19 protein-coding genes are annotated in these 20,542 nt (G+C 73.2%); 12 read left to right on the top strand and 7 right to left on the bottom strand.

Annotation, left to right across the window (positions count from 1 at the left end):
* The first annotated feature begins 10 nt into the window (after positions 1-10).
* The gene (locus ACA511_RS13620) at positions 11-2,623 is read left to right on the top strand and encodes a cation-translocating P-type ATPase (RefSeq protein ID WP_375024560.1); all 2,613 of its coding nucleotides are present in this window, start codon (positions 11-13) and stop codon (positions 2,621-2,623) included.
* 31 nt (positions 2,624-2,654) lie between these two features.
* Here the strand turns inward: ACA511_RS13620 and ACA511_RS13615 are convergent, their stop codons facing one another.
* Genes ACA511_RS13615 through ACA511_RS13605 form a run of 3 tightly spaced genes read right to left on the bottom strand, consistent with a single transcriptional unit; the run spans position 2,655 to position 4,865 of the window.
* On the bottom strand, positions 2,655-3,047 hold the full coding sequence (locus ACA511_RS13615; protein WP_375024559.1) for a putative zinc-binding protein: 393 nt from the start codon (positions 3,045-3,047) through the stop codon (positions 2,655-2,657).
* Positions 3,048-3,057: 10 nt separating this feature from the next.
* Positions 3,058-3,492, bottom strand: a complete 435-nt coding sequence (locus ACA511_RS13610) for a hypothetical protein (protein ID WP_375024558.1) — start codon at positions 3,490-3,492, stop codon at positions 3,058-3,060.
* Positions 3,489-4,865: a multicopper oxidase domain-containing protein gene (locus tag ACA511_RS13605; protein WP_375024557.1), complete on the bottom strand. Its 1,377-nt coding sequence runs from the start codon at positions 4,863-4,865 to the stop codon at positions 3,489-3,491. The genes ACA511_RS13610 and ACA511_RS13605 overlap by 4 nt, the downstream gene beginning before the upstream one ends.
* Positions 4,866-5,061: 196 nt before the next feature.
* Here ACA511_RS13605 and ACA511_RS13600 point away from each other — a divergent pair, with 196 nt between their 5' ends.
* The 11 genes from ACA511_RS13600 to ACA511_RS13550 all read left to right on the top strand — a co-directional run bounded on the left by ACA511_RS13600 (position 5,062) and on the right by ACA511_RS13550 (position 15,548).
* Positions 5,062-6,030 (top strand): Acg family FMN-binding oxidoreductase, encoded by a 969-nt coding sequence (locus ACA511_RS13600; RefSeq protein WP_375024556.1) that lies wholly within the window; start codon positions 5,062-5,064, stop codon positions 6,028-6,030.
* 24 nt (positions 6,031-6,054) lie between these two features.
* Entirely contained in the window at positions 6,055-6,552 is a 498-nt protein-coding gene (locus ACA511_RS13595; protein WP_375024555.1) for a hemerythrin domain-containing protein, read from the top strand.
* Complete coding sequence (locus ACA511_RS13590) at positions 6,545-7,969, top strand: nitronate monooxygenase (protein ID WP_375024554.1); 1,425 nt, start codon at positions 6,545-6,547, stop codon at positions 7,967-7,969. Before ACA511_RS13595 ends, ACA511_RS13590 begins: the two co-directional genes overlap by 8 nt.
* A 7-nt stretch (positions 7,970-7,976) precedes the next feature.
* Positions 7,977-9,167: a TIGR04053 family radical SAM/SPASM domain-containing protein gene (locus ACA511_RS13585; protein ID WP_375024553.1), complete on the top strand. Its 1,191-nt coding sequence runs from the start codon at positions 7,977-7,979 to the stop codon at positions 9,165-9,167.
* An 88-nt stretch (positions 9,168-9,255) separates the two neighbouring features.
* Positions 9,256-9,609 carry a PRC-barrel domain-containing protein gene (locus tag ACA511_RS13580; protein WP_375024552.1) on the top strand — a complete coding sequence of 118 codons (354 nt, stop codon included), beginning with the start codon at positions 9,256-9,258 and terminating at the stop codon, positions 9,607-9,609.
* Between the two features lie 28 nt (positions 9,610-9,637).
* Positions 9,638-9,808 (top strand): hypothetical protein, encoded by a 171-nt coding sequence (locus tag ACA511_RS13575; RefSeq protein ID WP_375024550.1) that lies wholly within the window; start codon positions 9,638-9,640, stop codon positions 9,806-9,808.
* A 126-nt stretch (positions 9,809-9,934) separates the two neighbouring features.
* The gene (locus ACA511_RS13570; RefSeq protein ID WP_375024549.1) at positions 9,935-10,129 is read left to right on the top strand and encodes a hypothetical protein; all 195 of its coding nucleotides are present in this window, start codon (positions 9,935-9,937) and stop codon (positions 10,127-10,129) included.
* A 438-nt stretch (positions 10,130-10,567) separates the two neighbouring features.
* Entirely contained in the window at positions 10,568-11,644 is a 1,077-nt protein-coding gene (chvE, locus tag ACA511_RS13565) for a multiple monosaccharide ABC transporter substrate-binding protein (RefSeq protein ID WP_375024733.1), read from the top strand.
* A gap of 70 nt (positions 11,645-11,714) precedes the next feature.
* Positions 11,715-13,253 carry a multiple monosaccharide ABC transporter ATP-binding protein gene (gene mmsA, locus ACA511_RS13560; RefSeq protein ID WP_375024548.1) on the top strand — a complete coding sequence of 513 codons (1,539 nt, stop codon included), beginning with the start codon at positions 11,715-11,717 and terminating at the stop codon, positions 13,251-13,253.
* Complete coding sequence (mmsB, locus tag ACA511_RS13555; RefSeq protein WP_375024547.1) at positions 13,250-14,491, top strand: multiple monosaccharide ABC transporter permease; 1,242 nt, start codon at positions 13,250-13,252, stop codon at positions 14,489-14,491. The genes mmsA and mmsB overlap by 4 nt, the downstream gene beginning before the upstream one ends.
* 43 nt (positions 14,492-14,534) lie before the next feature.
* Positions 14,535-15,548, top strand: a complete 1,014-nt coding sequence (locus ACA511_RS13550) for a LacI family DNA-binding transcriptional regulator (RefSeq protein WP_375024546.1) — start codon at positions 14,535-14,537, stop codon at positions 15,546-15,548.
* A 52-nt stretch (positions 15,549-15,600) separates the two neighbouring features.
* Here the strand turns inward: ACA511_RS13550 and araB are convergent, their stop codons facing one another.
* The 4 genes from araB to ACA511_RS13530 all read right to left on the bottom strand — a co-directional run bounded on the left by araB (position 15,601) and on the right by ACA511_RS13530 (position 20,540).
* Positions 15,601-17,229 carry a ribulokinase gene (gene araB / locus ACA511_RS13545; protein WP_375024545.1) on the bottom strand — a complete coding sequence of 543 codons (1,629 nt, stop codon included), beginning with the start codon at positions 17,227-17,229 and terminating at the stop codon, positions 15,601-15,603.
* Between the two features lie 25 nt (positions 17,230-17,254).
* On the bottom strand, positions 17,255-18,751 hold the full coding sequence (gene araA / locus ACA511_RS13540) for an L-arabinose isomerase (protein WP_375024543.1): 1,497 nt from the start codon (positions 18,749-18,751) through the stop codon (positions 17,255-17,257).
* Positions 18,748-19,470: an L-ribulose-5-phosphate 4-epimerase gene (locus ACA511_RS13535; protein WP_375024542.1), complete on the bottom strand. Its 723-nt coding sequence runs from the start codon at positions 19,468-19,470 to the stop codon at positions 18,748-18,750. Before ACA511_RS13535 ends, araA begins: the two co-directional genes overlap by 4 nt.
* Positions 19,471-19,535: 65 nt before the next feature.
* Positions 19,536-20,540 carry a LacI family DNA-binding transcriptional regulator gene (locus ACA511_RS13530; RefSeq protein ID WP_375024732.1) on the bottom strand — a complete coding sequence of 335 codons (1,005 nt, stop codon included), beginning with the start codon at positions 20,538-20,540 and terminating at the stop codon, positions 19,536-19,538.
* Between the last annotated feature and the right edge of the window lie 2 nt (positions 20,541-20,542).

Genomic DNA, 20,542 nt, shown 5'->3' with positions numbered 1-20,542 from the left:
GAGGCATGGGATGACGACGGCACTCGCGCCCTACCGCAGACCCGCCGAGGACGTCGTGCGCGACCTCGGCGGCGACGCGTCCCGGGGGCTGGCCTCCGCCGAGGCGGCCGCCCGGCTGGAGCGGGAGGGGCCGAACACCCTGCCCGCCGCGCGCGGGCGCGGCCCGGTGCTGCGGTTCCTGCTCCAGTTCAACAGCCCGCTGATCTACGTCCTGCTGGCCGCGGCGCTGGTCACGGGACTGCTCGGCGAGCACGTGGACGCGCTCGTGATCCTCGGCGTGGTGGTCGTGAACGCGATCGTCGGGTTCGTCCAGGAGTCGCGCGCGGAGAAGGCGCTGACCGCGCTGGCGGCGATGGCGCGGACGACGGCGGTGGCCGTCCGGGACGGCGCGCCGGTCGAGGTCCCGGCGGCGGAGCTGGTCCGCGGCGACCTGGTCGCGCTGGAGGCCGGCGACAAGGTCCCGGCCGACCTGCGGCTGCTGCGCACCGACGAGCTGGCGGTGGACGAGTCGGCGCTGACCGGCGAGTCGGCGCCCGTCGCGAAGGACCCGGCGGCGCTGCCCGAGGCGGCGCTCGCCGACCGCACCGGCATGGCGTTCTCCGGGACGCTGGTGACCGCGGGCGCGGGCGCCGGGCTGGTCGTGGCGACCGGCGCGGACACCGAACTCGGCGGCATCAACCGGCTGGTGCAGACGACGGCGGCGGTGCGGACGCCGCTCACCCGCAAGATCGCGCGGTTCAGCGAGGTCGTGACGGTGGCGATCCTGGTGCTGGCCGCGCTCACCTTCGTGATCGGGATCCTGCGCGGCCGGGACGCGACCGAGATGCTGACCGCCGCCGTCGCGCTCGCGGTCGGCGCGATCCCCGAGGGCCTGCCCGCCGTCGTGACGATCACGCTGGCGCTCGGCGTGGCCCGGATGGTGCGGCACGGCGCCATCGTCCGGCGGCTGCCCGCCGTGGAGACGCTCGGCGGCACCACCGTCATCTGCAGCGACAAGACCGGCACGCTCACCCAGAACCAGATGACCGTCACCGCGATCACCGCGGGCGGACGCGACTACACCCTCACCGGCACCGGCTACGCCCCGGACGGCGCGATCGAGCGGGACGGCCGCCCGGTCGCCCTCGCCGACCACCCCGCCCTCCGGGAGACGCTGCTGACCGGGCTCGGCTGCAACGACGCGCGGCTCGCCGCGAAGGACGGCGGCTGGACGATCACCGGCGACCCGACCGAGGGAGCCCTCGTCACCAGCGCCGCCAAGGCCGGGCTCGACCGCGTACCGCCGCGCACCGCCACGCTGCCGTTCAGCTCCGAGCGCCGCTACATGGCGACCCTGCACGAGGACGGCGCCGTCTACGTCAAGGGCCCGGTCGAGCGGCTGCTGGAGCTGTGCGACGACGCCGCCGGACCGGACGGCGCGCCCGTCCCCCTGGACCCGGCCGCCGTCACCGCCCGCGCCGAGGCGTACGGGGCGCGGGCCCTGCGCGTGATGGCCTTCGCCCGCGGGCGCGCCGAGACGCTGGACGAGCTGCCCCGGCTGACGTTCCTCGGCCTCCAGGCCATGCTGGATCCGCCCCGCGAGGACGCCGCGCGCGCCATCCGGACCTGCCACGACGCGGGCATCCAGGTCAAGATGATCACCGGGGACCACGCGGCGACCGCCGCCGCCATCGGCGCCCGCGTCGGCCTTGAGGGCGAGGTCATGACCGGCGCGGACCTCACCGGCGACCTCTCCCCCGAGCGCCTGCACGCCACCACCGTCTTCGCCCGCGTCTCCCCCGAGCAGAAGCTCCGCCTCGTCCAGGCGCTGCAGACGTCCGGGCACGTCATCGCGATGACCGGCGACGGGGTCAACGACGCGCCCGCCCTCAAGCAGGCCGACATCGGCGTGGCCATGGGCCGCACCGGCACCGACGCCGCCAAGGAGTCGGCCGACATGGTGCTCACCGACGACGACTTCACCTCCATCGAGCGGGCCGTCGAGGAGGGGCGCGGCGTCTTCGACAACCTGGTGAAGTTCATCGTGTGGGCGCTGCCGTCCAACATCGGGCTCGGCCTGGTCCTCGTCGCCGCGATCGTCGCCGGAACCGCGCTGCCGATCCTGCCGCTCCAGGTGCTGTGGCTGAACATGACCGCGGTGCTCGTCCTCGGGCTGCCGTTCGCCGTCGAGCCGAAGGACGAGCACATCATGCGCCGCCCGCCGCGCGACCCGGCGCTGCCGCTGCTCACCCGCGCGATGACCGTCCGGATCCTGCTGGTCTCGGGGATCCTGCTCGCCGGCTCCTTCGGCCTCCAGCATTGGGAACGCGCCCACGGCGCGTCCCCGGCGGCCGCGCAGACGATCGTCGTCAACGTGTTCGCGCTGACGCTGCTGACCTACATGTTCAACTGCCTGTCGCTGGACCGGCCGCTGCTGTGGGGCGGCGTCCGCCGCAACCCGTGGGTGGCCGTCAGCGTCGTCGCCCTCGCCGCGCTCCAAGCGTTCTACACGTACACGCCCTTCATGAACGACGTGTTCGGGTCCGCGCCGCTCGGCGGTGCCGCCTGGGCGCGCATCGCGGTCATCGCCGTCGCGTCCTACCTCGTGGTGGAGGCGCTGAAACTCCTCCAGCGCACCCGCTGACGCGGGTCCGGCGACCGGCCGCCGGGCCGCTTCACGTGTCCGAGCCGTCCCGCGGGCCGGTCTCCGCTTCGACGCGGCGGAGGAGTTCGCCGAGGACCTCTTCGGCCTGGGCGGGGTCGAAGTCCTCGCCCAGGCGCTTGCGGACGCCCGCGTCGCTGAGCCGGTGGTGGACGTCCGGGGTCACGTCGTGCCGGGCGAGGCAGTGGCGGGCGCACTCCAGCGCGCACCCGTCGATCGCGATGACCGTGCGTCCGCTGGTGGCCTTGCGGACCAGGCTGCGCACGTCGCCGCCCACCCCCGCGATGCAGGACATCTCGGCGGCGCCGCGCCGGTCGAGCTGGACCGCCAGCCAGTTCGTCATCTGGGCGGCGCTGGAGCAGCCGGAGCACGAGTAGACGAGCGGGCGGTCACGGCGGTCGGTCATGGGATTCCCCTCAGGTGCTGGGCAGTGCGGTGGCGACGAGGACGATGCCGACGGAGCCGATGAGCGAGGCGATCGCCATGGCCCGCGCGAAGGACGGATGCCGGGAACTGGCCCAGCCGTGCACGCCGGCGACCGCGATGACGGCGCCGAACAGCAGCAGCTTCGCCCCGAGGATGCGGCCGTAGCCGGGCTGGACGAGCGACGCCCAGGTCACCCCCTTGTGCCAGGCCATGGCCACGCCCGTGCTGATCTGCACCGGCAGGAAGACGGCGCCGGTGAAGATGCCGAAGCGGCGTCCGACCTCGCGCGCCACCTGGGCGCACTGCTCCCCGGCGAGCATCCGGCGCGCGAGCGGCAGCAGGACCAGGGAGATGGTGAGCTGCCCGCCCACCCACAGCGCCGCCGCCGTCACGTGGAAGAAGCGGATGGCCGACCACCAGGTCATCCGGTCACCTTCAGGATGCCGTGGGCGCCGGATTCGGCGTGGCGCATGTCGTGGTCGACGAACGGATAATGCCCGGGTTCGGGGACGACGGTCTCGACGAAGCCGCCCTGACCCGGTGCCAGGTCGAGGATCTGCGCGCCGCCCGGATCACCCTTGCGCAGCAGATACGCGCCCTCCTTGTAGACCGTGTCGAACTGGGCGCCGACGATATGGAACGCCGTGCCGTCGGACGGGCCCGCGTCCACCACCCACACCCGCACCCGATCACCCGCACGCGCCACCAACGGTGCATGGTCGTAACCGGCGGCGGTCCCGTTGAACATCCACCCGTCCGGACGCCCCTCGCGCATCCTGGCCACCTGCCCCACAGAACCCGGCGCACCCAGATACAACTCGCCCTGCACCAGCACATACTCACGGTCCACGCGGGGCAGATCGGGCGGGTCGATGACGACCGCGCCGTACATACCGTTCGCGATGTGCTGCAACATCGGCATCGTCGAGCAGTGATACAACCACGCCCCCGCATGCTCGGCCGTGAACCGATACGTCAACCGCTCCCCCGGCCCGATCGTCCGCATCGGCACATCCGGCGCCAACGTCGAAGCATGAAAATCAATCCCATGACCCATACCGGCGTCATTGACCAACGTGATCACAAACACGTCCCCGACCCTGCCGCGCAGCACCGGACCCGGCACCGAACCACCGAACGTCCACATCGCCTGCCGCACCCCCGGCGCCACCTCCAACACCCCATCGGCCGCACGCAACTCCACCCGATGCTCCCTACCACCCGGAGCAGGCTTGAGCACCGCGTCATAGGGCTTCCAACCCGGGGAAGGGTGCGCGGACAGATCGAGTTGGCCCGAACCCATCGCCTGGTGGTCCATCGACGGTGACACCGACGGCGCGGCAGACCCCCCGACCGGCTTGATCTGCATCGTCATCCCGGCCGCGCGATGACCCGGCACCGTGCACCAGCCCTCGATCACGCCCCGCACCGAGGGCACCGTCAACGTCGCCGACTCACCCGCGTCCAGCATCGGCGTCGCCTGACCCGACGCCAACCGCAGATCATGACGCATCGCGTCCTTATTGGTCACCCGCAGCACCACCCGCGCGTCCGGCGCCACCTCCACCGTCCCCGGACGGATCCGCATACCGACCAGACTCACCTCCACCACCCGCGCCCCCGACGCCGCCACCGTCTGGGCGGGCGTCCCGGTCTGGCCGCTCGTCGCGTACCCGACCGCGAGCGCGGTCAGCAGGCAGCCGACCAGCACCCCGGCGACGGGCGGGGACGGCCGCAGGGACAGCCGGGCGATCGCGGCGGCGGCGAACCGGGAGGCGCGCGGGCGGAGGAGGGTCACGCTCCCAGGGTTACGGCCGGGCCCGCCGCGCGAGGAGGGTCCAAAGTCCCGGCGGCCCGGACCGAAGGGCCCGTCGTGGCGGTATCGGCGCACGTACCGTCCTTGGTCCCGCCGCCCGCGGGACCTTCGGCCCTGGGGCGGCCGGCCCGGCGGGCGGGAGCCTGTGGAGTACAGCGGCAGCACAAGGAGGTGCGGCATGCTCCATCCGTTCGCCACGCACGTCGGGGTCCGGCGGCTGGTGACCGCGGCGGTCGCGGCGCCGTCCGTGCACAACACCCAGCCCTGGCGGTTCCGGCTCGACGAGGACGCGTCCGTCATGGACCTGCGCGCCGACCTGGACCGCGGGCTCCCGGTCATCGATCCGCGCGGCCGGGCCCTGCATCTCAGCTGCGGCGCCGCCCTGTTCAACCTGCGGCTCGCGATCCGGGTGACCGGGCACCGGCCGGTCGTCACCGCGTTCCCGGACGCCGCGGGCGAGCCGGCGCTGCTGGCGTCCGTCCGGGCGGTGGACGCGGCGATGCCGTCGCCGGGCGAGGCGGAGCTGTACGCGACGATCCCGCACCGGCGCACCAACCGCCGGCCGTTCGGGGCGAAGCGGGTGCCGCAGGTCGTCCGGGACGAGCTGGTGACCGCGGCCCGCGAGGAGGGGGCGGCGCTGAGCCTCCCCGGCCCGCAGACCACGGCGTACCTGCTCGGCCTGATCGCCGCGGCGGACGCGCAACTCGCCGCCGACCCCGCCTACCGCGCCGAGCTGGCCCGCTGGACGCCGGACCGCGCCCGCGGCGACGGCATCCCCTGGTACGCCTTCGGCCCGCGGCCGACCGGGCGGGGGCTGCCGCTGCGCGACTTCGGCCTCGGCGCGCCGGACGCCGGACGCGAGGCCGACGACTTCGACGCCCGCCCGCAGCTCGCCGTCCTGCTCACCCGGGGCGACGGGCCGCCGGACTGGCTGCGCGCCGGGCAGGCGCTGCAGCGGGTCCTGCTCACCGCCGCGCGGCGCGGCGTGTCGGCCTCGCCGCTCTCCCAGCTCCTGGACGCCCGCGCCGCCGGGCCCGCCGAGCCCCGGCCGTACGGCCACATCCAGGCGGTCATCCGGCTCGGCTACGGCCGGCTCGTGCCCGGCACGCCCCGCCGCCCCTTCCCCGAAGTCCTCGAACGCGTCTGACGACCCGCGCAAGAAAGGCGAACGATGCCAACCCTCGTCCAAGAGTTCACCGACGTGTTCCGCACGGAGCACCGCGGTGTCCGCGACCTCCTGCTCGACCTGGTGGAGGCGTTCCGGCTCCGCGACACCGAGCGGGTGCGGGAGCTGGTCGCGGCCGTGGACGCCGCGACCGGCCCGCACTTCCGCTACGAGGAGGAGTCGATGTATCCGCAGCTCGTCGCCATCTTCGGCGCCGAGTACGTGGCCAAGCTGCTCGCCGACCACGACGGCGCGATCCGCAACGTCCAGCGGCTCTACACGCTCACCGGGCACGACCGGCTGACGCCCCGCCAGGCCGAGCGGGGGATCGAGCTGACCCGGCAGATCCTCCCGCACGTCAGCGACTGCGACGGGCTGTCCATCATGGTGGAGACCCTCCCGGAGGACACGGTCGACGCCATCCTGACGACCCGGCGCCACGCCCGCGCCGCCGGCCTGAGCCTGCTGACGTGGGCGGCGACGGCGCGGGAGCGGAATGTCTGAGACGGACACGCCGCGCATCGTCCAGGGCGGCATGGGCGCGGGCGTCTCGGGATGGCGGCTGGCGAGCGCCGTCGCCCGGACGGGACAGCTCGGCGTCGTCTCCGGGGTCGCGCTGGACGCCCTGCTCGCCCGCGGGCTCCAGGCCGGGGACGAGGGCGGGCACCTGCGCCGCGCCCTCGCCCACCTGCCGCTGCCCGGGGTGGCCGAGCGCGTCCTGGAGCGCTACTTCGTCCCCGGCGGGATCGAGCCCGGGGAGCGGTTCCGGCCGGTGCCGAAGCTCGGCCTGCGCCCGAACCGGACCCGCGACGAGCTGACCGTCGCCGGGAACTTCGCCGAGGTCTGGCTCGCCAAGCAGGGCCACGGCGGCCCGGTCGGGATCAACTACCTGGAGAAGATCCAGCTCGCCACACCGGCCGCCGCCTACGGGGCGATGCTGGCGGGCGTCGACTACGTCCTGATGGGCGCGGGCATCCCCACCGAGATCCCCGCCCTGCTGGACTCGCTCGCCGCCGGGTGGCCCGGCCGGGTGACGATCACGGTCGCGGGCGCGGAGGAGGGCCGCGAGTTCTCCTTCGACCCCGCGTCGCTGGCCGGGCCCGGGACGCAGGCGGAGGCGCCCCGGCCCCGGTTCCTGGCGATCGTGTCGTCGTCCGTCCTCGCGATGTACCTGCACCGGTCGCCCGCCACCCGCCCGGACGGGTTCGTGCTGGAGTCCGCGGTCGCGGGCGGGCACAGCGCGCCGCCGCGCGGCCGGCTCCGCCTGGACGACGGCGGCGAGCCGGTCTACGGGCAGCGCGACCGGATCGACCCGGCGAAGGTCGCCGTGCTCGGCCTGCCGTTCTGGGTGGCGGGCGGCCGCGCCCGGCCCGGCACGGTGGCCGAGGCGCGCGCGGCGGGCGCCGCCGGCATCCAGGCCGGCAGCGTGTTCGCGCTGTGCCGGGAGTCCGGCCTCGAACCCGGCATGCGCAAGGAGCTCGTCCAGCGGGCGCTGGACGGCACGCTCCGCGTGCGCAACGACCCGCGCGCCTCGCCGACCGGGTTCCCGTTCAAGGTCGCCGCCCTGCCGGGGACGCTGTCCGAGCCGGACGTCTACGCCGAGCGCCCCCGGCTGTGCGACCTGAGCTACCTGCGGACCCCCTACCTCAAGGAGAACGGGACGGTCGGCTACCGCTGCCCGGCCGAACCCGTCGACGCCTACGTCCGCAAGGGCGGGACCGCCGCGGAGACGGCCGGGCGCCGCTGCCTGTGCAACGCGCTCGTCGCGAACATCGGCCACGGCCAGCACCGCCCGGAAGGCTACGTGGAGCCGCCGCTGCTCACCCTCGGCCAGGACCTCGGCTTCCTGCCCGACCTCGTCCGCGCGACCGGCGGCGACTACTCCGCCGCCGACGCCATCGACTACCTGCTGCGAACGTGAGACCGCCGTGACCGTGAAACAGATCCGCGTGCCCCGCCACGACACCGCCGACCGGCCGTTCATCGTGATCTGGGAGGCGACGCAGGCGTGCCCGCTGGCCTGCCGGCACTGCCGCGCCGAGGCCCGGCCCGACCGGGACGCCGGGGAGCTGAGCACGGCCGAGGCGTTCGACCTCATCGAGCAGGTGGCGGCGTTCGGCAGCCCGCCGCCGCTGTTCGTCATCACCGGCGGCGACCCGTTCCAGCGGCCGGACCTGTTCGACCTCGTCCGGCACGGCGACCGCGTCGGCCTGCCGGTCGCGGTCTCCCCGTCGGGCACGCCGACGCTCACCGAGGCCGCCCTCGCCGGGCTGCGGGACGCGGGCGCGCGGGCCGTCTCGCTCAGCCTGGACGGGTCGGACGCGCGGATCCACGACGACTTCCGCGCCACGCCCGGCGTCTACCGCTGGACGCTGGACGCCTGGCGGGCCGCCCGCGGCCTCGGCCTGAAGGTGCAGATCAACACCACCGTCACCGGGCACAACCTGACCGACCTGCCGGAGATCGTGCGGGTCGTCCAGGAGATGGGGGCGCTCACGTGGAGCGCGTTCCTGCTCGTCCCGACCGGGCGCGGCAAGCTGCTGCCCGGCCTCGACCCGCACCAGGTCGAGGACGTCCTCAACTTCGTCTACGACGCGGGCGCCCACATCCCCGCGCGGACGACCGAGGCCCACCATTTCCGGCGCGTCGCCGTCCAGCGGGAGATCCTGCGGCGGCACGGCGCCGACCATACGGCCGCGCTCGGCCTCGGCCCGCTCTACGCGAGCCTGCGGGACCGGCTCGCCGAGATGGACCTGCCGCTGCGGCGCGCCCGGCGCCCGCCCATGGACGTCGGCTCGGCACGCGGGTTCGTGTTCGTCTCGCACCGCGGAACCGTCCACCCCAGCGGGTTCCTGCCGACGCCCGCGGGGAACGTGCGCGGCGGGCGGCTGCCCGACATCTACCGGACCTCGCCCCTGTTCGTCGGCCTGCGCGACCCCGCCAACCTCACCGGGAAGTGCGGCGCCTGCGAGTTCCGGACGCTCTGCGGCGGATCGCGCTCCCGGGCCACGGCCGTGTCCGGCGATCCCTACGCCGCGGAGCCCTGGTGCTCCTACTCCCCCGGTTCGTTCCCCTACCAGGACGAACTCGCCGCCCACGGCGCCGTCCCGCCCGCGTGAGAACCCGTCCCGCCAGCCGGACATATCCCCTGCGAGCTGGGTAGATGAGGCTTGTCAGGGCTTCCGTTCCAAGGGCTGGACAGTGCACATGTTCGAGATCGAGGACATCCGGGAGTGGCGCGGCCGGACGGTGATCGACGAGTCCGGAAGCAAGATCGGTGAGCTGGAGGCCGTCTACGTCGACACCCTCACCGACGAGCCCGCCTTCGCCACCGTCAAGATGGGCATGCCGATGCGGCAGCGGCTCGTGTTCGCGCCGCTCGACGGGGCGACGGTCGGGCCGGACCACGTGCGGCTCGCCCGCTCGAAGAAGCAGATCAAGAACGCCCCCGCGATCGACACGGACGGGGAGCTCCTCGCCGGCGAGGAGGACGCCGTCTTCGCCCACTACGACCTGGCCTACGAGGCAGCGCCCGACGAGCGCCGGCTCGCACGCCGCTGACCATCGACCCGCCAGGGAGGGACGCGCCGTGGCACTGTTCCTGTTCATCCTGCTCATCGCGGTGGCGCTCGGCATCGTCGGCGTCGTCGTGAAGGGCCTGTTCTACCTGCTGATCATCGGCATCGTGGTGCTGGTCGTCGACCTCGTGCTGAGCGGGATACGGCTCGGCCGCCGCGGCCGGTCCCGCCCCGCACGCTAGGTCGGGCGTTCCGCGCGGCCCGCCTCTCACAGCGCCCGGGGGCGCAGTTAGAGGCGGGCCGCGCCGGGTAGCCCGTAGCGCGACGGCCGGACGTGCCGGCGAGCCATTCGACACCGGGGGGCAGCGATGACCACGCCTGAGGAGAACGCGCCGAAGACCCACGACACCGACCAGGTGGTGGCGAAACCGGGCGGCGACCCGGACCGGGATCCGGATCGGGAGCCCCGGCGGCGCCCGGACGACCGGACCGAGCTCGGCGCGGAACTCGAGGACAAGATGGCCGAGAAGGGCCTGTCCCGGGACGACTTCAGCGAATCCTGAACCCGGCGGGGACCGATCGCCCGGCCCCTCCCCGGCACGTCGCGAGCCCGCGGCCGGCGAGGCCGCGGGCTCGCCCGGTCGCGCGCCCGGACCCGTCCGCGCCGTACACGGGCCCGCCCTCGGATGTTTGCGTTAACCACGTCCGCTGTCAAGAGGTGCACAAGCGAACACCCAGGTTGACGGAGATTCGCCCGACTTTCCGGGTGCGCCGCATTGGGGGCCCGGAGAGTGTTGACGAGCAGGTTGGTAACGCTAACAATCGGTGAACGGGCCCGTCCGGGTGCGGGGTCACGGTTGTGGCGCGGCGGGCGGCGGGCTCTTGACATCGCAGTGTGACCGGTAACAGTGTGTCCCGGGACACCGGCACCACCCCCGAGGTGAGACGTGAAGCGTAGGAAGCTCGTCAGCCTGGCGCTGGGCCTCGGCCTCGCGTTCGGCATGACCGCGTGCGGCTCGACGGAGAAGACCGTCGACAAGGAGAAGGCCGAGAACAAGCCGGCGGCCGGCGCCCTCATCGGCGTCACGATGCCGACCCGCTCGTCCGAGCGCTGGATCCACGACGGCGACAACCTGAAGAAGCAGCTGGAGCAGCTCGGCTACAAGGTCGACCTCCAGTACGCCGAGAACGACATCCCCACCCAGGCCAACCAGATCGACAACCAGATCACCAAGGGCGCCCGGCTGCTGATCGTCGCGTCCATCGACGGCACCGCGCTCACCACGCAGCTGCAGAAGGCCGCCGACAAGGACGTCCCGGTCATCGCCTACGACCGGCTGATCCGCAACTCCCCGAACGTCGACTACTACGCCACCTTCGACAACTACAAGGTCGGCGTGCAGCAGGCGACGTCCCTGCTCGTCGGGCTCGGGCTGAAGAAGCCGGACGGGTCGGAGGGCACGGCGAAGGGCCCCTTCAACATCGAGGTGTTCGCCGGCTCCCCCGACGACAACAACGCGACGTTCTTCTACAACGGCGCGATGGACACCCTCAAGCCCTACCTCGACAAGAAGACCCTCGTCGTCAAGAGCGGCCAGAAGGACTTCAAGACCATCGCCACGCTGCGCTGGGACCCGGAGCGCGCGCAGAAGCGCATGGAGGACCTCCTCACCCGCTCCTACGGCGGCGGGACGAAGGTCCAGGGCGTCCTGTCCCCCTACGACGGCCTGTCGATCGGGATCCTGTCGGCGCTCAAGTCCAGCGGCTACGGGACGCCCGGCCAGCCCTACCCGATCGTGACCGGGCAGGACGCGGAGGTCGCGTCGGTCAAGTCGATCATCGCGGGCGAGCAGTACTCGACCATCTACAAGGACACGCGGCAGCTCGCCTCGGTCACGGTGAAGATGGCCGACGCGGTGCTGAAGGGCGGCAAGCCCGAGGTGAACAACACCAAGGACTACGACAACGGCGAGAAGGTCGTGCCGTCCTACCTGCTCAACCCGGTGATCGTGAACAAGGACAACTACCAGAAGGAACTCGTCGACACCGGCTACTACACCGACGCCCAGCTGAAGTAGCGGACGGACGGACGGGCGGGCGCCGCCGCTCCCCCGCGGAGCGGGGCGCCCGCCGGCCCGGAGGAGGACCATGACCGACGCGATACTGCGCATGCGCGGCATCACCAAGACCTTCCCCGCGGTCAAGGCCCTCCAGGACGTGAACCTGGAGGTGCGGCGGGGCGAGATCCACGCGATCTGCGGCGAGAACGGAGCCGGCAAGTCGACGCTGATGAAGGTGCTGTCCGGGGTGTACCCGCACGGCGACTACAGCGGCGAGATCGAGTTCGAGGGCGAGCCGTGCCGGTTCTCCGGCATCCGCGACAGCGAGCAGCGCGGCATCGTCATCATCCACCAGGAGCTGGCGCTCAGCCCGTACCTGTCGATCGCGGAGAACATCTACCTCGGCAACGAGCGCCGGGGGCGGTTCGGGCTCATCGACTGGAACCGGACGAACGCCGACGCGGCCGAACTGCTGGAGCGGGTCGGGCTGCACGAGAACCCGGTGACGCCGGCGATGGACCTCGGCGTCGGCAAGCAGCAGCTCGTGGAGATCGCGAAGGCGCTGTCGAAGCGGGTGCGGCTGCTCATCCTGGACGAGCCGACCGCCGCGCTGAACGACGCCGACTCCGCGCACCTGCTCGACCTGCTGCGCGGGCTGCGCGACGAGGGCATCACCTGCGTGATCATCTCGCACAAGCTGAACGAGATCCGCGCGATCGCCGACTCCACCACGATCCTGCGCGACGGCCGGACGATCGAGACGCTCGACATGGGCGGCGACGTGTCCGAGGACCGCATCATCTCCGGCATGGTCGGCCGCGACCTGGAGCACCGGTTCCCCGACCGCGTCCCCGCCGTCGGCGAGGAGGTGCTGCGGATCGAGGACTGGACCGTCCACTCCCCCACCCAGCGCGGCCGGGTCGTCGTGGACCGCGCCGCGCTCACCCTGCGCCGCGGCGAGATCGTCGGGCTCGCCGGCCTGATGGGCGCGGGCCGGACGGAACTGGCGATGAGCGTGTTCGGCCGCAGCTACGGCACCGGGATCACCGGCCGGATCTACAAGGACGGCCGGGAGATCTCCGTCCGCACGGTCACCGACGCGATCCGGCACGGGCTCGCGTACGCGACCGAGGACCGCAAGACCTACGGGCTGAACCTCATCGAGGACGTCAAGCGGAACGTCTCCGCGGCCGGGCTGCGCGGCCTCGCCAGGGCCGGCTGGGTGGACGACAACCGCGAGTTCGAGGTCGCCGAGCGGTTCCGCAAGGAGATGAACATCAAGGCGCCGAGCGTCCTGTCGGTGACCGGGCAGCTGAGCGGCGGCAACCAGCAGAAGGTCGTCCTGTCGAAGTGGATCTTCACCGACGCGGACGTGCTGATCCTGGACGAGCCGACCCGCGGCATCGACGTGGGCGCCAAGTACGAGATCTATTCGATCATCAACCGGATGGCCGACCAGGGCCGGGCGGTGCTGGTGATCTCGTCCGAGCTGCCGGAGCTGATCGGGATCTGCGACCGCCTGTACGCGATGGCGGGCGGCCGGATCACCGGCGAGGTGAGCCGCGCGGACGCGACCCCCGAGCGGCTGATGCACTACATGACCCAGACCGAGGAGACCAGAACATGAGCAGCGTGGCGCCGGCCGACCGGGCCGTGTCCCCGCCGCCGGCGGAGAAGCCGGCCCCGCGCCGGGGCCTGCCGGTCAACCTGCGGCAGAGCGGGATCTACATCGCGTTCGGGCTGATCGTGGCGCTGTTCGCGGTGCTCACCGACGGGCAGCTGCTGTCCCCGCAGAACATCTCCAACATCATCGTCCAGAACTCCTACATCCTGATCCTGGCCATCGGCATGATCCTGATCATCATCGGCGGGCACATCGACCTGTCGGTCGGGTCGGTGGTCGCCGTGACGGGCGCGATCGCGGCCGTGCTGATGGTCGAGCACAGCGTGCCGTGGCCGCTCGCGGTGCTGCTGACGATCCTCGCCGGCGCCGCGATCGGCGCGTGGCAGGGCTACTGGATCGCCTACTTCGAGATCCCGGCGTTCATCGTGACGCTGGCCGGGATGCTGGTGTTCCGGGCGCTGACCCTGACCGTCCTCGGCAACCAGGGCATCGGCCCGTTCCCGGACGAGGTGCGGACGATCGCCAACGGCTTCCTGTCCGGCTACCTCGGCAACGTCGCGCTCGGGCCGCTCGGCGGCGCCGACCTGTTCACGCTGCTCGCCGCGCTGGCCCTGGTCGGCGGGTACGTCGGGCTCGGCTGGCGGAACCGGCAGGGGCGCATCGGCTACGGGCAGAAGGTCGAGCCGCTCACCGTGTTCGCGCTGCGGAACGCGCTCGCCGTCGTGGTCGTCATGTTCATGGCCGTGCAGCTCGCCCGGTTCAAGAACATGCCGTGGGTGCTCGTCCTGCTGGGCGTGCTCGTCCTCGGCTCCACGCTGGTGATGAACCGGGCCGTGTTCGGCCGGCACGTGTACGCGCTCGGCGGCAACCCGCTCGCGGCGCGGCTGTCCGGCATCAAGGTGAAGTCGGTGTCGTTCTGGCTGTTCGTGAACATGGGCGTCCTGTCGGCCGTCGCCGGGATCGTGTTCGCCGGACGGCTCAACCAGGCGGGCCCGACCGCCGGGAACATGTTCGAGCTGGACGCGATCGCGGCGGCGTTCATCGGCGGCGCGGCCGTGCAGGGCGGCGTCGGCAAGGTGGTCGGCGCGATCACCGGCGGCCTGATCATGGGCGTGATCAACAACGGGATGTCGCTGCTCGGCGCGCCGAGCGAGCGGGTCATGCTGATCAAGGGCCTGGTGCTGCTGGCGGCGGTCGCGTTCGACATCTGGACGAAGCGGCGCGCCGGGACGTCCCGCTGACCGGGCCGCCGCGGACGGCGGACCCGGTATGTTCCGAGGAGACATGACCGCCACCCCACCGCCGGCCCGGCCCGGGCTCCGCGACGTCGCCCGGCTCGCCGGGGTCTCGCACCAGACCGTGTCGCGGGTGTTCAAGAACCATCCGATGGTCAGCCCGAAGACCCGCGACCGGGTGCTGGCCGCGGCCGCGCAGCTCGACTTCCGGCCGAACGCGGCGGCGCGGGCCCTCGCCACCGGCCGGTCCCGGACGCTCGGCGTGGTCAGCTTCGACACGGCGCTGTTCGGCCCGGCGTCGATCATCGCGGCGATCGAGCGGACCGCCCGCGCCGCCGAGTTCTTCACCAGCGTCGCGAGCCTGGAGTCGCCGGGGCACGGCGCGGTGGCGGGGGCGGTCGACCGGTTCCGCGACCAGGGCGTGGACGGCATCATCATGATCCCCGGGCACGTCCCGCCGGACGAGGCGCTGCGGCACCTGCCCGGCGACCTGCCGACCGTCCTGCTGGGGCCGGCGGCCGCCGTGCCGACCGTGTCCGCCGACCACTACCTGGCGCCCCGCGAGGCGGTCCGGTACCTCCTCGGGCTCGGGCACCGGACCGTCCACCACGTGCCGGGCCCGGCCGACTGGTCGGAGGCGACCGAGCGCACCCGCGGCTGGCGGGACGCCCTCGCCGAGGCCGGCGCCGCCGTCCCGGACTGCGCGCCCGGCGACTGGAGCGCCCGGTCCGGCTACGAGCGCGGCCGGCTGCTCGCCGCCGACGGCGACGTCACGGCGGTGTTCGCGGCGAACGACCAGATCGCGCTGGGCCTGCTGTGGGCGATCCACGAGAGCGGCCGCCGGGTGCCCGACGACGTCAGCGTGATCGGGTTCGACGACATCCCGGAGGCGGCGTTCCTCACCCCGCCGCTCACCACCGTCCGGCAGGACTTCACCGCCCTCGGCCGCCACTGCGTCGAACTGCTGATAGCGCAACTCACGGGCGAGCCCCCGGCATCAGACGACCCGAAACTCGTCCCCAGCCGCCTGGTCATCCGCCGCAGCACCGCCCCCGCCCGTTGACCTGCGGCGTGTTGTTGTTTTGAGGGGCCCCATAACAACAACACGCCGCAGGTCAACGGAGGGCGCGGAGGCGGTGCATGATCGCGCCGTCGGCGAAGTGGTCGTGGAGGCCGCGGTAGATCTCGTAGAGGGCGTCGTAGGCGTCGGCGCGGGCCCGGTCGGGGACGTAGGCGGACGGCACGCGGCGCCCCATCGCGGCGGCGGCCGAGGTGATGTCGGGGTGGGCGCCGGCGGCGACGGCGGCGTGGACGGCGGAGCCGAGCGCCGGGCCCTGCGCCGACCCGATGACCGACAGCGGGCGGCGCAGCACGTCCGCGTACACCTGCATGAGGAAGGCGTTCTTCACCAGGCCGCCCGCGACGACGAACTCCTCGACGGGGACGCCGGACGCCTCGAACGTCTCCACGATCATCCGGGCGCCGAACGCGGTGGCCTCGATCAGCGCCCGGTAGACGTCCTCGGGTTTCGTGGCGAGCGTCTGGCCGACGATCAGGCCGGACAGGTCGTGGTCGACGAGGACCGAGCGGTTCCCGTTGTGCCAGTCGAGCGCGACGAGGCCGTGCCGTCCGACCGGCTGGGCCTCGGCGAGCGCGGTCAAGTGTTCGTGGACGGTCCGCCCCGCGGCGGCGGCGACCTGGTTGTAGTAGGCGGGCACGCAGTTGTCGACGAACCAGCCGAAGATGTCGCCGACGCCGGACTGCCCGGCCTCGTACCCCCACAGGCCGGGCACGATGCCGTCGGCGACGACGCCGCACATGCCGGGGACCTCGGCGAGCAGGCCGGACGACATGACGTGGCAGGTGGACGTCCCCATGATCGCGACCATCTGGCCGGGGCGGACGGCGTCGGCCGCGGCGGCGGTGACGTGCGCGTCGACGTTGCCGACCGCGACGGCGATGCCCGCGGGCAGGCCCGTCCAGGCGGCGGCCTCCGCGGTCAGCGTCCCGGCGAGGCCGCCGAGCGGCGCGAGGTCGTGGCCGAGCTTGGCGGGGAAGCCGGCGAAGCCGGGGTGGAGCGCGCCGAGGAACTCCCGCGACGGGTACCGTCCGTCCTGGTAGATGCCCTTGTACCCGGCCGTGCAGACGTTGCGGGACTCGGCGCCGGTGAGCCGCCAGACGATCCAGTCGGCGGCCTCGATCCAGCGGTCGGCCTCCGCGTACAGCTCCGGGTCCTCTTCGAGCAGCTGCAGGGCCTTCGCGAACTCCCACTCCGAGGAGATCTTGCCGCCGTAGCGGCGCAGCCACGGCTCGCCGCGCTCGGCGGCCAGGGCGTTGATCCGGTCGGCCTGCGGCTGCGCGGCGTGGTGCTTCCACAGCTTCGGCCAGGCGTGCGGACGGTCCGGGTACCGCTCGCAGAGGGGCGTGCCGTCCGCCGTCGCGGGCAGGACGGTGCAGGCGGTGAAGTCGGTGCCGATCCCGATGACCCGCGAGGCCGGGACGCCCGCGACGGCGAGCGCCTTCGGGACGGCGAAGCGCAGCACGTCCACCCAGTCCCCGGGGGCCTGGAGGGCCCAGTCGGGCGGCAGGCCGGCGCCGGACGGCAGCGCCTCGTCGATCACCCCGTGGCCGTACTCGTGGACGCCGTCGCCGAGTTCGGCGCCGTCCCGGACGCGGACGACCACCGCCCGCCCCGACAGCGTGCCGAAGTCGACCCCGACGACGTACCGCTCGTCCGCGCTCATGCGCCTCTCCTCCAGGACCTGCTCGTCACAGACCGCGGGCCAGGCGATGGTACGCCTGGTTCCAGCGGATCTCCTTGGTGAACTGACGCAGCGTGGTGCCGGCGTCGATGGTGAGCAGCTCGACCCCGGCCATCTCGGCGAGGTCGTCCAGCTCGTCCGCGCCGAGCGCCGCGGACAGGACGGTGTGGTGCGGCGCGCCCGCGGTCAGCCACGCCTCGGTGGACGTGCGCAGGTCGGGCAGCGGGCGCCACACCGCGCGGGCGACGGGCAGCCGCGGCAGCGGCTCCGGCGGCGCGACGACCTGGATCTCGTTCGCGACGAGCCGGAACCGGTCGCCCATGTCGGCGAGGCCCGCCACGACCGCGCGGCCGGGTTCGGCGTCGAAGACGAGCCGCACCGGGTCCTCGCGCCCGCCGATGGACAGCGGGTGGATCTCCAGCGACGGGCGCCCGGCCGCGATGGACGGGCAGACCTCCAGCATGTGCGCGCCGAGGATCAGCTCGTTGCCGGGCTCCAGGTGGTAGGTGTAGTCCTCCATGAACGAGGTGCCGCCGGGCAGCCCGGCGGCCGCGGCCTTCAGCGTGCGCAGCAGCGCCGCCGTCTTCCAGTCGCCCTCGCCGCCGAAGCCGTAGCCGTCCGCCATCAGCCGCTGCACGGCGAGGCCGGGCAGCTGCCGCAGCCCGCCGAGGTCCTCGAAGTTCGTGGTGAACGCCTTGAAGCCGCCCTCGCCGAGGAACGTCCGCAGCCCCAGCTCGACGCGGGCGCCGTAGCGCAGCGACGCGTGCCGCTCGCCGCCCGCGCGCAGCGCCGCGGCGACGTCGTAGACGTCCTCGTACTCCTTGACCAGCTCGGTGACGTCGACGTCCGGGACGGCGTCCACCACGTCGACCAGGTCGTTCACGCCGTAGGTGTTGACGGAGACGCCGAACCGGAGCTGCGCCTCGACCTTGTCGCCCTCGGTGACCGCGACGTCCCGCATGTTGTCGCCGAACCGGGCGAGCTTCAGCGTGCGCAGCTCGTGGTGCCCGGCCGCCGCCCGCGCCCACCCGGCGACGCGCGCGCCCACCGCCGGGTCGGCGACGTGCCCGGCGACGGTCTTGCGGGCGACGCCGAGCCGCGACTGGACGTAGCCGAACTCCCGGTCGCCGTGCGCCGCCTGGTTGAGGTTCATGAAGTCCATGTCGATCGAGTGCCAGGGCAGCTCGACGTTCGCCTGCGTGTGCAGGTGCAGGAGCGGCTTGGCCAGCGCGTCCAGGCCGGCGATCCACATCTTCGCCGGGGAGAACGTGTGCATCCACGCGATGAGGCCGATGCAGGAGTCGTCGGCGCTCGCGTCCAGGCACGTCCGGCGGATCGCGTCCGCGTCGGTCAGGACGGGCATCCAGCGGAGCGCGACGGGCAGCGCCTCGCCGAGCCGCGCGGCGATCGCCCCGGACTGCTCGGCGACCTGGCGGAGGGTGTCGGCGCCGTACAGGCCCTGGCTGCCGGTGAGGAACCAGATCTCGCGGTTCGGAAAGCTCATGGTCGGCCCCTCTGCCCGTAGACGTTCTGGTAGCGGTCGTACAGCCGGTCGACGTCGCCGGCGTCCATCGGCAGCGGGTCGCCGAGCTGGCGGGACAGGTGGACGGTGCGGGCGGCGTCCTCGCACATCACGGCCGCCTTGACCGCGGCGCGGGCGTCGGCGCCGATGGTGAACACGCCGTGGTTGCGCATGAGGACGGCCGGGCTGCGGTGCCCGGCGAGCGTCTCGACGATGCCGCGGCCGATGTCGTCGCCGCCGATGAGCGCGAACGGGCCGACCGGGATCTCGCCGCCGAACTCGTCCGCCATCGCCGTCAGCACGCACGGGATCGGCTCGTCGCGCGCCGCCCACGCCGTCGCGTAGGTGGAGTGCGTGTGCACCACTCCCCCGACGTCGGGGCGGTGCCGGTACACGTACGCGTGGGCGAACACGTCGCTGGACGGCCTGAGCGGCGCCTCGCCGATCGGCGCGCCCTCCAGGTCGCACAGCACCATCGACTCGGGGGCGAGGTCGGCGTAGGCGACGCCGCTCGGCTTGATCAGGAAGGCGTCGCCGCTCACCCGGGCGGAGACGTTCCCGGCCGTCCACACGACGAGCCCGCATTCGACGAGCATCCTGTGCAGGTCGGCGAGTTCGGTGCGGAGCGCGGTGTGCTCCGAGCGCCCTCCGGGCGAAGCCCCGGGGGTCTGGGGGTCCGCCCCCAGGGGGGACTCTGTCATGTCCGCTCCTCTGTTAGCGCTAACATCAACGGGACGACGAAGGGGCTCTCCGGTACCGGCGGGGGTCAGGTGCGGCGGCGCACCCCGGTGCTCTCCCGGACGACGAGCTCGGGTTCGACCACGCGGCGGGCGCCGGACGGCTCGGGAACCGGCCGGGAGGCCCCCTCGATCCGGTCCAGCAGCAGGGCGAACGCGCGCCGCCCCACCTCGCCGAAGTTCTGCCGGACGGTGGTCAGCGGCGGCGGGAAGTAGGCGGCCTCGGGGACGTCGTCGAAGCCGACGACGCTGACGTCGCCCGGCACGTCGCGGCCGGCCTCGCGCAGCGCGCGCAGCAGGCCGAGGGCCATCGCGTCGTTGGCCGCGAAAACGGCGGTGACCTCGGGGTCAGCGGCGATCTGCCGGCCGTGCTCGTAGCCGGACCTGGCGCTCCAGTCGCCCGCCGGCATGGCGGGGACGGCGCGGCCCGCGGCCTCCAGCGCGGCGCGCCAGCCGGCCGCGCGGCCGCTCGCGTCCACCCAGTCGGCGGGGCCGCCGAGGTGCACGACGGTGTCGTGCCCGAGGCTGAGCAGGTGCCGGACGGCGCGCTCGGCGCCGTCCCGGTGGTCGACCGCCACGGCGGGGAACGGGACGTCCCCGGCCGCGCCGACCGCGACCAGCGGGGTGTCGGAGGGCAGTTCCCGCAGCCCGTCGGCCGCCGACTGGTGCGGGGCCACCACCATGATCCCGTCGGCGGACTGGGCGCGCAGCCGCTCCACGCCCTCGCCGATCGAGCGCCGGTTCAGCGAGCTGAGGCTGACGATGCTGACGTTGTAGCCGTGCTCGCGGGCGGCCTGCTCGATGCTGAACACCGTGGACGCGGGCCCGTACAGCGTGGTGTCGAAGCTGACCACGCCGAGCACCCCGGACCGGCCGGTGGCGAGCACCCTCGCCGCCGAGTTCGGCCGGTAGTCGAGGGCCTGCACCGCCGCCATCACCCGGGCGCGCGTCTGCGGCCGCACCTTCTCGGGCGTGTTCAGCACGCGCGACACGGTCATCGCCGAGACGCCGGCCATCGCGGCCACGTCCTCCATCA

The sequence above is a fragment of the Actinomadura sp. GTD37 genome, assembly GCF_041951365.1.
In the GTDB taxonomy this organism is placed as follows: Bacteria; Actinomycetota; Actinomycetes; order Streptosporangiales; family Streptosporangiaceae; genus Spirillospora.
Note: the sequence above shows the minus strand (reverse complement) of the source record. Positions and strands in the feature narration are given on the sequence as shown.